This window comes from Cloacibacillus sp. An23, from assembly GCF_002159945.1.
In the GTDB taxonomy this organism is placed as follows: Bacteria; Synergistota; Synergistia; order Synergistales; family Synergistaceae; genus Caccocola.
Genome location: NZ_NFJQ01000010.1, coordinates 75,606 through 90,153 on the forward strand (window position 1 = coordinate 75,606; position 14,548 = coordinate 90,153).

A 14,548-nucleotide genomic window follows, 5' to 3' on the forward strand; every position below is an offset into this window, starting at 1 on the left:
GAAAAGGAGGAAAACGCGATGAAAAAGACTCTTGGCATACTTCTGGCAGCGGCGCTCATGACCGCGGGAAGCGCCGGCGCCGAGGACTGGCCCCTGTTCAAGTGCGATGCCGGCAGAAGCGGCAGCGCCCACCCGAAGACCGAGGCGTCATACACCTTTGAGGGAAAGATAGAATGGAGCGCGCCGATACCGGCCGGCGCGTCGTCGTCGCCCGCCGTCTACGGCGGCACGATATACACCGGTTCCAACGACGGAGCCATGTACGCCTACAGCCTTAAGACAGGCGAAGTCCGCTGGAAATTCGACACCGGCAACTGGATAACGACAGCCCCGGCCGTCTACGGCGGACAGGTGTTCGTCACGAGCTACGACAGCAGGCTATACTGCGCCGACGCGCTCACCGGCGACCAGATATGGCAGTTCACGACCTCGAACAACATCCAAAGCTCGCCGGCGGCGGCGGACGGCGTAGTCTACTTCGGTTCGGACGACGAATATCTATACGCCGTCACGATAAAGACGGGATGGCAGAAATGGAAATTCAAGACCGACGCGGCCGTCACCGGCTCGCCCGTAGTCGCGGACGGAGTAGTCTACGTCGGCAACCGCAACGGCAAGCTCTACGCCGTAGACTGCGCGACGGGACGGCTTAAATGGCGCGCGATAGTCGGCGGCCCCATCACTTCGGCCCCCGCGGTAAGCGGCGGACTGCTCTACTTCACGAGCCAGGACGGCAAAATATACTGCGCAAGGATAAAGCACGAGGCTGTGATATGGAGCTACGACGCGAAGGCGCAGATAGAGACTTCTCCCCTCGTCGCCGGAAACAGGGTGGTATTCGGGGACATATCTGGTAAGGTGACGGCGCTCGACGCGCAGAACGGCGCGAAGTTATGGACGTTCGAAGCGGGAGGCTCCGTATTCTCATCCGCTGCATATCACGACGGCACGATATACGTAGGAGCGAACGGCGGCAAGCTCTTCGCTCTCGACGAGGCTACTGGAAAACCGAAGTGGTCGCTCGAACTCGGCGGCGACATAACGGCGGCCCCAGCGATCGCCGGCGGCAGAATAGTCGTCCCAACGACCGGCGGAGAGCTGTTCTCAATCAAATAAACTGCGCGCCCGGATAAATCAAACTCACGCGCGCATAAATCCGAAAGGGGAGCAAAATTATGGAAATCACTGAGAATTTTGAGCGGACTATAGCGCCCTTCTTCTGGATAGGGCACGACGAATCTGCCTCAGTGTGTCTGAACGTCGGCGAATATTTACAGGACGTTTTCGACGCGCGCTCAGGCGACGGCTTTGAGGGAAACGGCTACGACTGGGCAAGCCTCGCGCAGGTTTTCCTCAATGAGAAATGTCCGCGCCTGTTAGGCAAGGTTGACTTCGACCCCGAGGGAAGCATGTTCTGCGCATATTCCGAGGACGCGGAGGCGCTCATGGAATTTATTCTGAAATTTAAGGAAGCGTGCGAGAACCGGCCGCTGATTGCAGATTTATTCAGCCGCGCGGAACTGGACTGATCCGTACGCGACCTACTGCCGCAAGACGTAAAAATGCCGGAGCGTCGGTGAGAAGCTCCGGCTTTTTTTATTTTCGTGTATCGATTTAGAAATTTTCCACTAGGCTTTCGAAGGTGTCCGCAGCGCGTATCATCCTAAAGCCTCCGTCGAGAGTTTTAAGCACCTCCGCCGGACGCAGGCGGCAGTTATAGTTCGACGCCATAGAATAGCCGTAGGCCCCGGCGTTCATCACGGCGATGAAGTCGCCCTCCTCCACGCGCGGAAGCTCTCGATCCTTCGCTATTATGTCGCCGCTCTCACATATGTTGCCGACGACGTTCACCTTCTTCGTGCCGCTCTGCTCTTCGCCGCCGCGGGCGGAGACGACCTCGACCTCGTGATATGAGCCGTAGAGCACAGGGCGCATAAGCACGTTGAAGCCGACGTCTGTACCTACGTAGGTCTCTCCGTAATTCTCCTTAACGGCGAAAACCGTGCCGAGCAGCGCGCCGCACTCGGCGCAGACGAAACGCCCGGGTTCGCACTTGAAATGCACGAACTTGTTGTCGTAGCGTCCGACGAACGCGTCGAGCAGCGGGAAGAGGGCGTCGCGCAGAGCGACGAAATCGAGCGGTTTCTCCTCCGGGCGGTACGGCACACCAAAGCCGCCGCCGAAATCCACGAACTCAAGCCCGCGGAAATTTTCCGCCACCATATCGAGCAGATTCGCCGCGGCCTCGACGTACGGCGCCGGGTCAAGAAACAGCGAGCCTATATGCTGATTGATGCCGACGAGCTTCAAATCGTATTTTTCAATAACTTCCTTGACCTCGCGGCAATACTTAGGCTCGACGCCGAATTTCGTCTTCTTGCCGCCCGTCACTACCTTGTCGCAGTGTCCGGCTCCGACACCGGGGTTAAAGCGCACGGCGACGCTCCCGCCTCTGTTGATGCGCCCGAACCGCTCGAGCTGCGACAGGGAATCGACGCTGACGGTTATATCGCGGTCGATACAGAAACGCAGCTCGTCCTCCGAAACGTTGTTGCCTATATAAAATATCTCGTCGCTCTGGAAACCGGCCCTTTCAAGCAGATAAATCTCTCCAGGCGACATAGCGTCTGCCCCGTAGCCTTCCTCGCGTATTATATCGAGCAGAGTGAGATTATTGTTGGCCTTCACAGAAAAGCTGGGGTGTATCCTCCCCTCGAACGCGTCCATAAGCGTGCGGCAGCGATCCCTCAATACCGCCTCGCTGTAAACGTATACGGGAGAACCGTACTCCGCCGTTATTTCAGAAACTTCCTCATAATTTAAAAACATCGCGCCCCTCCGAATATTAAATCCTGGCAACGCCGGTCATACGCGCGGCTTTAGCCACGGCCGAAGCAACGGCCGGGACGACGCGCTCATCAAGGGCCGAAGGTATTATATACTGCGGCGACAAGTCAGAATCGGAAACGAGAGACGCAAGCGCTTCGGAGGCCGCAAGCTTCATAGCCTCGTTAATACGGCGCGCGCGAACGTCAAGCGCTCCCCTGAAAATTCCTGGGAAACCGAGGCAGTTGTTGACCTGGTTCGGGAAGTCGCTGCGTCCCGTTGCAACGACCGAAGCTCCGGCTTCCAGCGCCTCGTCCGGGAAAATTTCTGGAGTCGGGTTTGCCATAGCGAACACGACGGGTGATTTAGCCATACTGCGCACCATATCTCCTGTCAAAAGGCCCGGGCGCGAAACGCCGAGAAACGCGTCTGCACCTTTTATGACGTCGGCCAACCCGCCGCGCCTGTGCTCAGGATTCGTAATTTTGGCCAGCTCGATCTGCGCTGGGTTCAGCCCATCCGGATGTCCGTCGCATAGCGCGCCGTTAATATCGCACATGATTATGTTCTTAACTCCGGCGGCAAGGAAATAGCGCGCTATCGAACTGCCGGCCGCTCCCGCTCCGTTTATCACAAGTACCGAATCCTCAAGGCTCCGTCCCGTAAGGCGAAGAGCGTTTTTATATGCCGCTAAAGCGATGACCGCGGTGCCGTGCTGGTCGTCGTGAAAAACCGGTATATCAAGCTTTTCCTGCAGCTTCCGTTCTATTTCAAAACAGCGCGGGGCGGAAATATCCTCCAGGTTAATGCCTCCGAACGAAACTGAGATCCTCGAAACCGTCTCCACGAACTCATCGACGTCTTTGGTCGATACCGCGAGAGGAATAGAATCAATCCCTGCAAAACGTTTAAACAAACAGCTTTTGCCCTCCATCACCGGAAGCGAAGCCGCCGGCCCGATGTCGCCGAGCCCAAGTACGGCGGAGCCGTCTGTTATCACCGCTACGAGGTTGTTTTTTATAGTGACGTTCCACAGCTCGTCCTCGTCCCGAGCTATGGCTCGGCACGGCTCCGCCACCCCTGGCGTATAAACAAGGGAAAGATCCTCCATGCTTTCGATCTGCTTACGGCATTCAATACGAAGCTTGCCTTTTAAATCCTTGTGCATTTCAAGCGAACGTTCGAAAATATCTTCCTTCATAATTCTACCTCCGAGTCCTGCAACTGCAACAGTTTATCTCTATTTGATATGAATTGCAAATTTTCAATCCGATCATATAATACAACCTACGATATTATAATAGAAAATTCAGCAAAGGATTGATTGCGCAATGGCTGACAAAGAAAGTTTATACGAAAAATGCGTAGAATTTCACGGGCATTCGTGCGGCGGGCTGCTTATCGGGTTTCGGGCCGCGCTGTACGCGATGGAATACTTCGGCCTCGAAAGACGCGCCGGGGACGAAGAGATTGTATGCGTCGCAGAAAACGACGCCTGCGGCGTAGACGCGATACAGGCGCTGCTCGGCTGCACCGCAGGCAAGGGAAATCTGATATTCCGGCTGCGCGGAAAACAGGCTTTCACCTTCTACGAAAGAAAAAGCGGCAAAGCTTTCCGCATCGTATTGAAGGAAACGGAGTTCGCCGACAAAGAAGCGAAAAAGGCGTTCATGCTGAACGCCCGCTCTGATGAGATATTCGACCTCGGCGAAGCCCCCTTCCCTCTTCCTGCGAAGGCGAAAATATACGCCTCACATCCCTGCGCCGCCTGCGGCGAAAAAACGGCGGAGCCGTGGCTGAGAGTGAAAGACAGCACGTTGCTCTGCATTGACTGCTGGGAAAGACAAAGTTAGAGAGACATGGCAAAAGAGCGGGCCCTTTGTTCAGGCCCGCTCTCGCAACATCGTACACAGTTATTAGCAGTGTTTCTTTATAAAATCTATACTCAGATCATACACTTTCTCTTTCCACGCGACGGAGCTGAATTGATGGTTGGCGCCCGGAATCACTTCAAGCTCCGCCTGAGGGCCGTACATATCCATATATAGCCCGGAGGCGTATACGGGGACCTTTTCATCTTCCTCTCCATGTATTATCAGAACGCTGCCGTCATACCCTCTGGCGTCTTCTACTATGTTTATTCCGCGCACCTCGGAGATGAACTCTCCCGAAAGCTTCAGACCGCCGACGTCGTAAAACTCCTCGTAGCGTCCCGGGACGGCGTGCACCCTGCTGCTGATGTCGTAATACACATAGTTGCCGGGAGCCCAAAGAACTATCGCTTTGGGGCGCAGGCCGGGCGCGATGTTGGAGGCTATCGCCCCGCCGAGGCTGTGGCCGACTAAAAACAGCTTTGAGGGGTCGCACCATTCCTGCTCTCTCGTCCACTCGTAAATAGCTCGGGCCTGCTGCTTTTCGCCGGTATAGCGCATCTCGGAAAAATCCCCGTCGCTCTCCCCGCATCCGTAAAAATCAAATTTAACGCATGCGATCCCGGCTTTTTCGCAGCGCCTGGCGAACAGCTCGTGAAGGCGCATCAAGCCTATTCGGTCTACGCTGAAACCATGGAAAAAACAGACCGCAGGAAAACGCCCGCCATCGTCCGGTATTCTGGCGTCTCCCCTGATGAGTTTATCGCCGACGAGAAGCTCTAAATTTTTGAACATTTGTCTTACCTCTTATATACTTGATACATATCCCAGAAGCTTAGGGAGGCAAAGCGTAATGTCGGGGAATATGACCAGCACCGCCAACAGCGCGTAAAGCACTATGATCATCGGGAACGTGTCTTTGAATATTTCTTCGAACGTTGTGTTTGACACCCTCTGGGCCACGAACAAATTCCCGCCCATCGGAGGGGTTATCATGCCTATGCAGAGGTTTATGACCATTATTATCCCGAAATGCAGCGGATCGTAGCCTATCGCGGAAGCTATCGGGGCGAATATCGGCGCGAAGAGCACGATGGAAGAGATAGTGTCTAGGAACATACCTATAATCAGCAGGGCGATGTTCAGCATCAGCATTATGACCGCGCTTGATGACGTGATGGACAGCATCCACTCAGTGATATGAGTCGGGACGCTGTTTATGGTGAGTATCCTGCCGAGGGTATTCGCCGCTCCGAAAAGTATCATGATCGTGGCGGATGTTATCGTAGCTTCGAACATAGCGTTGCAGAAACGTTCCCATGTGAGCTGGCGGTAGACGAACACGGCGACGATCAGCGAGTAGACGACGCCTATAACGGCGGACTCCGTAGGTGTAAAAACGCCGGAATATATGCCGCCGAGCACTATCAGCGGCATGAGGATAGCCGGGATAGCTTCCTTAAACACACGCGCCCTTTCCGCTGACGTCTTTGCTTTAGATTCTTTGCCTTTATAGCCGCGCTTCTTACTCTCGAAATAATTGTATATCATGAGCACGACTCCCATAAGTATCCCGGGAATGATGCCTCCGATAAACATATAGCTGACCGACACTCCAATAGTCACTCCGTACATTATCATCGGGATGGACGGAGGAATGACGGGACCTATCGTACTTCCAGCGGCGATCAGCGCTCCGGCGTATCCCTTGGAATATCCCTGGGCCGTCATAGCCCCTATCATGATGCTGCCTATCGCTGCGGCTGTCGCAGGACCGGAGCCGGAAATCGCTGCAAAAAACATCGAGGCGAGTATAGCCGCCATACCGAGTCCGCCCGGCATCGCTCCTGTAAGAAGTTCAGCTACGTTTACAAGCTTTTTGGCTATGCCGCCGTACTCCATGAGACTTCCTACCAGCATGAAAAACGGCACCGCAAGCAGTGAGAAAGAATCTATGCTCGTCACCGTAGACTGCGCCAACATCTGCACCATATTTGCGCCGCCGCTGAAAAGTGAAAAAGCGAAGACACAGCTTATACCCAAGCTAACAGCTATAGGCACTGTCAGCATAAGGCACGCGAACAGCACGCCTATCATCATACCGGTCATTTATTCAGCTCCCTCCTTTTCCATATGGTTACCGGACTTCACCGCGACTACACGCCTCTGGATAATACGCAGCGACATTCCGGCCATGCCGAGAACGCCTGCAAGATACATAGTCCATTTCGGTATAAGCGGAAGCGCCGATAAAACCTGCCCCTGCGCCTTAACCAAGCTCATGACCTGAAATATTTCATAGGACATATAAAAGCCGTAGCATATCGCAACTATGTCGCCCAGCAGATATATCTTCTGGAAGGTCTGCGGGCTTTTCTTCAGCGCGAGAGCTATCGCCGTGACCCTCATATGCACGTCTATCCTTCCGCACCAGCTTATTCCGGCGAAGGAGCTCCATACAAGCAGAAAACGCGCGAGCTGTTCTCCCCATGAAAGCGTATAGTTGAATACAAATCTTGTAACGATATTGAACGATATTATCACAGTCATTACTATGAGCATCGCAACGATAAGATATTTTTCTATCAGATTATAAAACGGTTCTTTTCTCGCCGTTCCGTCCATCGTTCTTCTTTCCTCCATTCACCGATACTAAGGCGCAGAAACGGCGGGCCGTGGATAAACACACGCCTATACACAAACCCGCCGTATTTTTACGGTGTGTCCGCGCCAGCCGGCGCGGACACGAATACCCGCCGATGCCTATTTATATTTTTTATTGACTTCTTCTACCTGCTTGATCAGATCTTCGCCTATCTGCGGCCCATACTTGTCATAGACCGGCTTCGCGGCGTTTTTAAAAGCGGCGCGCTCTTCAGGGGTCAGCGTAATGATCACGTTCTTGCCGTTGCTTCCTATCTTCGCTTCAAGCTCCGCTTCGTTTTCCGCGGACAGCTTCCGCTCAAACTTCAGCATGTCGTTGACGCATCCCTGTATGAGCTCCTGGTCTGCCTTCGAGAGCTTGTCCCACCAGACCTTGGAGGCGAGCAGCGGACTCGTGTCGTATATGTGCCCTGTCTTGATTATGTACTTCTGCACTTCATACAGCCTGTTGCCGTCGATGTTGGCAAAAGGGTTTTCTTCGGCGTCCATCGTTTTATTTTGGAGGGCTGTGTAAAGCTCCGAGAAAGCCATAGGCACCGCGGACGCGCCGAGCGCATTGAAGTGGTCTATGTGCATTTGGTTCTCCATCACTCGGATTTTCTGCCCTTGCATATCTTCAGGCTTTCTGACTTCAGTATTCGACGTTACGTGACGCCACCCGGTAGCCAGCCACGCGAGCCCTTTGAAGCCGGACGGCTCGAGCTGAGAGAATATTTTCTGACCGACCGGGCCGTCGAGAACCTCTTCCGCGGCCGCGTCCGACTCAAACAGGTACGGAAGATCCAAAAGCTTCGTAGAATCCGTAAACGCACCAAGGAAAGCAACTGAGGATATAGCCATCTCTAGCGTTCCCATCTGGAGCTGTTCCAGCAGCTCCGTGTTGTTGCCAAGCGCAGAAGCAGGGAACACCTGCACCGTGATCCTTCCGTCCGTCTTCTTGCTCAAATCTTCTCCAAGTTTGTTAGATGCGACGTCGATAGGCACCCCAGCCTGACTGACGTGCGCTATCTTGATCACCACTTTTTCACCCTTGGTCGGGTCCGCATCCTCCGCGGCCCAGGCAGCCGGCATAAACGCCGCTATCGCAGCCATAAGAACCAACAGACAAACACTCAATTTTTTCATGATATTGTACCCCTCCTGTAATCTTTTGATAGATGCCTGTCTTAGCGTAATGTTACCATCGCATAAAAAAACATATCAAGATTCAGCAGCGATAAAAAACTCGATAAATAATTGTATTTAATGCACAATAAGGCATCTGAAAAGTCAAACACGCGCCGTCCTGGCGCTGTCGTAAAACGATAAATGCTGATATAATCAGCCGTGAGCTGCGGTCTGTCTGACTTAAGCCTCGTGATTCGGCGCCATGTGCGGTGCATGAATTTTATAGCAAGGCATTGTATTTAAAGCATATTTTATTTAAGAGATTCCGCACCGCGAAACATGGGAGAAAACAACCGTGAAATTACCTGAAAACATTATGTACGAATTAGTGGAAAATATACGCTCTGTCTGCGGGGTACGCGCTTTTATCGCGGACCTGAGTTTCAAAATCCTTGTACCCAGGCACGACGCGGAGAGTGAAGGCATACAGAGGGAGCTCGACCGATACTCCGCGCCGGACGCTGCGAACATCGCCGCCCTCCCGCGCGGCGACCTGACCGTTTACAAATATGTCTTTGACGGCAGCCCTCTCTGCATATTCATAATAAAAAATGCCAACGCCCGCTTTATCATCAGCTATATGAAGACCTTGGCCGACATTTTGCTCAGAGGCAGCAAAAGGCAGGCTTACGATAATTCGGTGAATACGCGGGACATACTGATAAACCAGATATCCGGCACAAACGCGGAGAGCCGGGAGTTTTCGGCACTAATAGAGGATTTTGGGTATTCCCGTGTCTGTAGAAGATGCGCCGTGCTGTTTGAGATAACCAGGCTGCGCAGCGGCGACGAAAATAATTTTGACTTCTCACCTCCGCCGTTTGAATCGCTAATAAACGAATCGCCGCACAGCTTATCGGGCGAAGACATATACGGCTTCCTCACTTCAAAACGATATATGGTCTATAAAGACGTATCCTCTATCAAAGAAAATGAAATGACGGAGTACATTCAAGACTACGCACGCATCATACTGAGGGCGATGGCCGATGTCGCGGGCTACGAATGCAGAGTCGGGATAGGCAGCGTCTATCATAATATATTCGACCTGCGAAACAGCTATCTGGAAGCTTCGTTCCTGCTCTCAAACTTCGAATATCTCAATAACGCCGCCGGCAATAGGGTACTGCACATAGACGGCTTCATATTTGAATACCTTTCCGAGGTCGCCGGTCTTGATAATTGGCGGACGCGCTTCCGCTCCATCGATGAGGCGCTCCCGGACGGCAGCGGCATGCTCCGCGCGGCGATAGAATTATCCAGAAATGGGATCAACACGACCAGGGCGGCGGAGAAATGCGGCGTCCACCGTAACACTATGATACAAAGATTTACAAGGCTCAAGGCGGCCGCGGGGATTGATCCGGCCAACAGCGACCGGGACAGGATGCTGCTGAGGGCTTTCGCGCTCAACCGCAACAAAAAGGTCACGCTGAGTGTCGGAATAGTGATACAGCCAAATTCCATACTCCACCTGGGAATGCAGAAACTCGCGGAAATCATAGAGCGCGAGTCAAACGGAAGCATAGACATGGACATACATACTCTTTCCGTCTCGGGCAACAACGCGATGCTGTTTGAGACGGCGCGCATGGGGACTCTCGACATGGTCGTCGCCGCGACAGGAGTGATGAACAAGTTCACGGACGGGCTCACGGCTCTGATCGATTTTCCATTTCTCTTCGAAACAAATGAAGAGGCGATGTATGTCCTCAACTCGGCCTTTTTGAGCGGGATAGAAGATCCGCTGAAAGATACCGGCATCAAATGCCTCAACATATGGTCGATGGGGTGGAGGTACATCACATCCAGAACGCCTATACGCCTTCCGTCGGACATTGTTGGGCAAAAGATCCGCATAATGTCTACGGAATCTATATACGAATATTTTAAATCCATAGGAGCTGTCCCGATCCATATCCCTTACGGCAAGGTCAGAGAAGCCCTGCGCGCCGGGATCATCGACTGCGAGGAAAATCCGTACCATAACATCTTAGGAATGAGGTTTTACGAGGAGCAGCGCTATATAACACGCCTCAAATATTACCTCGACACGGAGGGACTGTATATGTGCCAGAAAACCTGGGACTGCCTTTCGCAGACAAACAGAGAGCTTTTGAAGAGAGCGGCTAAGGAAGCGACGGAATGGATATTCCGGGAGCAGCACTATGTCATCAACCAGCAGGCAAAGAGCGCGCTGGTTTCGGAGCATCAGATGGAGATACTGGAAATTTCCGGCGAGCAGAAGGATATGTGGAAAAAATACGCGGATTTTCTATACGCCTCGTATCCTCACCGCTCGTTCCTGCAAAAAATCATGGAGGTCCGCAATGACTTTAGACACTGACGCCGTCATAGAAAACCTTATCCACGACCTGAAGAACGCATTTCCGTACGCCCATATCGGCGCAGTATCGCCAGGCGGCAAAATAATATGGGATTCAGACGCAGCGCCCTTTTCACAGAGCAATAAAGAAGCCTTCCCCAATAAATATAAAAGCATAACCACAGTGGCGGATGAAAACGGCTCGGCTTTTTACAAAATTTCCCTCCCTCTGCGTTCGTTACGTATAAATATCTATATTCCGGTAAATATCCCTTGCGACGTCCTAACGGCAGGTAAAATGGCGGAATCTATAATCGGGTATTCAAACGCGGTTTCTATGGAGAACGAGCTATACTCTAGGCAGCGCAACGTCAATATGCTGCTGGAGCGTATACTGCACGCGGACAGGAACGATACTGACGTATATACCTCGCTGCTGGCGGCTGACCTGGGGTTTGACATGTCTGTGAAACGTGTGATGTACGTCATCCGCTTTTTAGATACTGACGCTGAGCAAACTAAAAATAAACAAATGTTTTCATTGTCGGTAAACAATATCCAAGCCGCTGTTTCATCCATAAGCAGCCAGGACATCGCAGGCTCTTTCAGAGAAAACGAGATCGTAATATGCCACGCGAACGCTGGGCAAAAATCCGAACGCGATTTTATAAATATACTGAAGGACAATATCCCGAGTGGTGCCAATTATTTTATAGACATAGGGCCGGAGTGCGATTCGATCTCCGATTATCCGGGCTACTTTCCATTCGTATCGGAATCCTTGGAATTCGCCGAGAGATACGTAAAGGAGGGGAGAAATGTTTTTCTTGCGACAGACTTCCTTGCTGAGCACATAGCGAATAATGTTCCCAAACAGAAGCTGGAGCATTTTTTCAAGAGAGAGCTGGATTATGCGGCAAAGACTCCGTGGTTCTGCGAGACGCTTGGCGCTCTGACGGAAAATAACATGGAAATGAACGCGGCGGCCAGTTCTATTTTCATACATCGCAACACGATGGTGTTCAGAGTGAATCAAATCCGCAAGAAGCTGGGACTCGACCCTATAAACAAAGACAGCGACAGATTCCGATTGATCGTTTTCTATAGATGGCACGAGAACACATAGTTCTTCGGATAAAGCAAAGCGTATGCACTTACACATGTAATTCGCGCCTGGAGAAAAGCCGGGCGCGAATTACATGTCAATAAAAAAATTGGAATCTGTAGTTCTACATCCCCATATAAGCCTTACGCACTTCGTCGGAGTTTAGCAGCTCTTCGGCCGTGCCTTCATGCACTACGCGCCCCGTTTGGATTACGTAGCCACGGTCCGCTATTTCGAGAGCTTCCTGCACCATTTGTTCTACCAGCAGGACTGTGACCCCGCGCTTGCGAATTTCGCCTACGGTTTCAAGCACGCGCTCGACAAGGCTCGGCTGGAGGCCCAGCGAAAGCTCGTCCAGCAGTATGAGCTTCGGGCGCGACATGAGGCCGCGCGCGATGGCGCACATCTGCTGCTCGCCGCCGCTCATCGTCTCGGCGGTCTGGCCGGAGCGGTCTTTGAGTATCGGGAAAAGCTCGTACATTTCTTCGATGCGCTGCGCCACAACGTTCTTGTCCGTCACGCTGAATGCGCCGAGCTCCAGATTTTCGCGCACGGTCAATTTGGAAAAGAGCCTGCGTCCTTCCGGGACATAGCTTATACCGTGCTTTATTATCTCGAACGCCGGTTTTTTTGAGATGTCTTCGCCGCAGAACGAGACGCTTCCGGATTCCGGGTGCATGAGTCCGGCTATCGTGCGCATCGTCGTCGATTTTCCCGCGCCGTTTGCGCCGAGTATAGCGACGATCTCTCCTTCTTCGACATGAAGCGATATTCCGTGAAGAACCGGAACATGGTCGTAAGAGCAGAATATGTTGTTTACTTCGAGCATCCGCGCCATTACTGCTTCCCCTCCCCGTGCAGGCGTTTACTGAACTTCTCTCCGAAGTACGCCGTTATAACCACCGGGTCGTGTACGATTTCGGCGGGCTTGCCTTCGGCTATTTTTTTCCCGCTGGCAAGGACGACTATTTTATCCGCGATGGGCATTATCGCTTCCATGATATGCTCGACCATCAGTATGGTTACTCCCTGCTCCCTAAGTCGGACGATGACGTTGACCATCTCTTTGACCTCTGTGGAAGTCAGTCCGGCGACGGCCTCGTCGAGCAGCAGCAGCTTCGGTTCAGTCGCGAGGGCGCGGGCCACCTCAAGCCTCTTTTTGTTTCCTATGGTCAGCCCGCCCGCCAGTTTATTTCTGTGCTCAGAGAGAAAACAAAGCTCCATGCAGCGCTCCGCCACCTCGCTCGCCTTCGCGGTGTCGCTAGTGCGCATGTACGCTCCGACGAGGATATTTTCAAAGACGGACATCTCTTTGAGGGGCCTCACGACCTGGAAGGTGCGCGCTAGGCCGAGCCTGGCCATTTTGTACGCCGGAAGGTCGGTGACGTCTTCCCCGTCGAAGAAAATTTTACCGCCAGTAGGCTTGTACAGCCCCGCAACGCAGTTGAAGAGAGTCGTCTTGCCCGCGCCGTTCGGCCCTATCAGTCCGACGATGCTGCCCTTTTCCACATCGAAAGAGACGTCGCTGTTTGCGAGCAACGATCCGAATTTCATCGTAAGGTTTCTGACCTCAAGAAGCGCCATCAGCGATCCCCTCCTCTTTCAGCAGAATCCTGCGTTTTGCCGAGCTTCCTCGAGATGTAGCCTAGAAGCCCCATTATGCCGCGCGGCTCTTTGACCATAACTATTATGATGATGAGCCCGAAGATTATGAGGTCCACACCCGGGCCGAGGTGAGAGAGGTAGGCCCTCGTATATTCCTGGAGCGGTATCAGTACGAGCGCGCCGAGGAACGGCCCCCAGAAGGTTCCGAGTCCGCCGAGTATCGTAATGAGCACGAATTTCATCGACATGTCGAGCGACATGACCATCGGCGGATCGACGCGATAGTTGTATTGAGCGAAGAAAGCGCCGCAGAGAGCCGCGAGCGCGGCGGACGTCGCCATCGCGCCGAGCTTGACGACGGTGCTGTTGACGCCGAGCGATTCTGCCGTCTCCTGTCCTTCGCGGACGGCAAGCAGATAGTATCCCATGCGGTTTTTCTCAATATGGCGGACGATGCCGAATACGAGCAGGAATATAGCGAGAGCTCCGATGTAGTATCCCGTCTTGGTGCTCGACCACGAGAAGTTCAGCCAGCCGTCGGGGAGTATCGGATAGTCAAGGCCGAGCGCTCCGCCTACGGCGTCCCATATCATGAAGAGCCTGTTGAATATCTCGACTATAGCGAAGGTCGCTATGGCGAAGTAATGCCCTTTGAGCCGGAAGCACGGATAACTGATTATTATAGAAACGGCCGCGGCTGCCAGCATTCCGAGAGGCGCGCCGAACCACGGCAGCGAGCCGAATTTGACGACGGCGAGCCCGGCTCCGTAAGCTCCGATGCCGAAGAATACGGAGTGTCCGAACGAGACCTGTCCGCCGTAGCCGCTTATGATGTTCCACGACTGCGCCATGGAGGCGTACAGCAGAACCATAGTCGCTACGTGTCCGAAGAACGACCCGCCTATGACGCCGGGTATGCACGGCAGCGCGACGGCTATAATTATAAACGCGTACCAGAGCTTGTCTTTTTTCGTCATACTCATA

General features: G+C 53.1%; 14 protein-coding genes. 5 read left to right on the forward strand and 9 right to left on the reverse strand.

The features are described 5' to 3' along the window. The first annotated feature begins 18 nt into the window (after positions 1 to 18). Together B5F39_RS10825 and B5F39_RS10830 are read left to right on the forward strand one after the other, a co-directional pair. Positions 19 to 1,116 (forward strand): PQQ-binding-like beta-propeller repeat protein, encoded by a 1,098-nt coding sequence (locus B5F39_RS10825; protein WP_087367291.1) that lies wholly within the window; start codon positions 19 to 21, stop codon positions 1,114 to 1,116. Between the two features lie 59 nt (positions 1,117 to 1,175). After that, on the forward strand, positions 1,176 to 1,529 hold the full coding sequence (locus tag B5F39_RS10830) for an immunity 51 family protein (protein WP_087367294.1): 354 nt from the start codon (positions 1,176 to 1,178) through the stop codon (positions 1,527 to 1,529). A gap of 85 nt (positions 1,530 to 1,614) precedes the next feature. Here B5F39_RS10830 and lysA read toward each other — a convergent pair whose 3' ends face one another. Together lysA and B5F39_RS10840 are read right to left on the reverse strand one after the other, a co-directional pair. Further along, positions 1,615 to 2,829, reverse strand: coding sequence for a diaminopimelate decarboxylase (gene lysA / locus B5F39_RS10835; protein ID WP_087367297.1), 1,215 nt, complete (start codon positions 2,827 to 2,829; stop codon positions 1,615 to 1,617). Positions 2,830 to 2,845: 16 nt separating this feature from the next. Continuing rightward, positions 2,846 to 4,027, reverse strand: coding sequence for a malic enzyme-like NAD(P)-binding protein (locus tag B5F39_RS10840; protein ID WP_087367300.1), 1,182 nt, complete (start codon positions 4,025 to 4,027; stop codon positions 2,846 to 2,848). 130 nt (positions 4,028 to 4,157) lie between these two features. On the opposite strand from B5F39_RS10840, the gene B5F39_RS10845 reads away from it, so the two are divergent. After that, a complete protein-coding gene (locus tag B5F39_RS10845; protein ID WP_087367303.1) occupies positions 4,158 to 4,679 on the forward strand; it encodes an FmdE family protein in 522 nt (173 codons plus the stop codon). Between the two features lie 63 nt (positions 4,680 to 4,742). Here B5F39_RS10845 and B5F39_RS10850 read toward each other — a convergent pair whose 3' ends face one another. From B5F39_RS10850 to B5F39_RS10865, 4 genes are all read right to left on the reverse strand, one after another. Next, positions 4,743 to 5,492, reverse strand: coding sequence for an alpha/beta fold hydrolase (locus B5F39_RS10850; RefSeq protein ID WP_087367306.1), 750 nt, complete (start codon positions 5,490 to 5,492; stop codon positions 4,743 to 4,745). 12 nt (positions 5,493 to 5,504) lie between these two features. Then, complete coding sequence (locus B5F39_RS10855; RefSeq protein WP_087367309.1) at positions 5,505 to 6,806, reverse strand: TRAP transporter large permease; 1,302 nt, start codon at positions 6,804 to 6,806, stop codon at positions 5,505 to 5,507. Next, a complete protein-coding gene (locus B5F39_RS10860; RefSeq protein WP_204245109.1) occupies positions 6,807 to 7,340 on the reverse strand; it encodes a TRAP transporter small permease in 534 nt (177 codons plus the stop codon). A gap of 120 nt (positions 7,341 to 7,460) precedes the next feature. Then, entirely contained in the window at positions 7,461 to 8,486 is a 1,026-nt protein-coding gene (locus B5F39_RS10865) for a TRAP transporter substrate-binding protein (protein WP_087367315.1), read from the reverse strand. A gap of 358 nt (positions 8,487 to 8,844) precedes the next feature. Here B5F39_RS10865 and dctP point away from each other — a divergent pair, with 358 nt between their 5' ends. Both dctP and B5F39_RS10875 read left to right on the forward strand, forming a co-directional pair. Further along, entirely contained in the window at positions 8,845 to 10,875 is a 2,031-nt protein-coding gene (gene dctP, locus B5F39_RS10870; RefSeq protein ID WP_087367318.1) for a TRAP transporter substrate-binding protein DctP, read from the forward strand. After that, on the forward strand, positions 10,859 to 11,980 hold the full coding sequence (locus B5F39_RS10875; RefSeq protein ID WP_087367321.1) for a helix-turn-helix domain-containing protein: 1,122 nt from the start codon (positions 10,859 to 10,861) through the stop codon (positions 11,978 to 11,980). Before dctP ends, B5F39_RS10875 begins: the two co-directional genes overlap by 17 nt. A 103-nt stretch (positions 11,981 to 12,083) precedes the next feature. On the opposite strand, the gene B5F39_RS10880 is transcribed toward B5F39_RS10875, so the two are convergent. Genes B5F39_RS10880 through B5F39_RS10890 form a run of 3 tightly spaced genes read right to left on the reverse strand, consistent with a single transcriptional unit; the run spans position 12,084 to position 14,547 of the window. After that, positions 12,084 to 12,797, reverse strand: coding sequence for an ABC transporter ATP-binding protein (locus tag B5F39_RS10880; RefSeq protein ID WP_087367324.1), 714 nt, complete (start codon positions 12,795 to 12,797; stop codon positions 12,084 to 12,086). Continuing rightward, positions 12,797 to 13,543, reverse strand: a complete 747-nt coding sequence (locus B5F39_RS10885; RefSeq protein ID WP_087367327.1) for an ABC transporter ATP-binding protein — start codon at positions 13,541 to 13,543, stop codon at positions 12,797 to 12,799. Before B5F39_RS10885 ends, B5F39_RS10880 begins: the two co-directional genes overlap by 1 nt. Then, positions 13,543 to 14,547, reverse strand: coding sequence for a branched-chain amino acid ABC transporter permease (locus B5F39_RS10890; RefSeq protein WP_087367505.1), 1,005 nt, complete (start codon positions 14,545 to 14,547; stop codon positions 13,543 to 13,545). Before B5F39_RS10890 ends, B5F39_RS10885 begins: the two co-directional genes overlap by 1 nt. Between the last annotated feature and the right edge of the window lies 1 nt (position 14,548).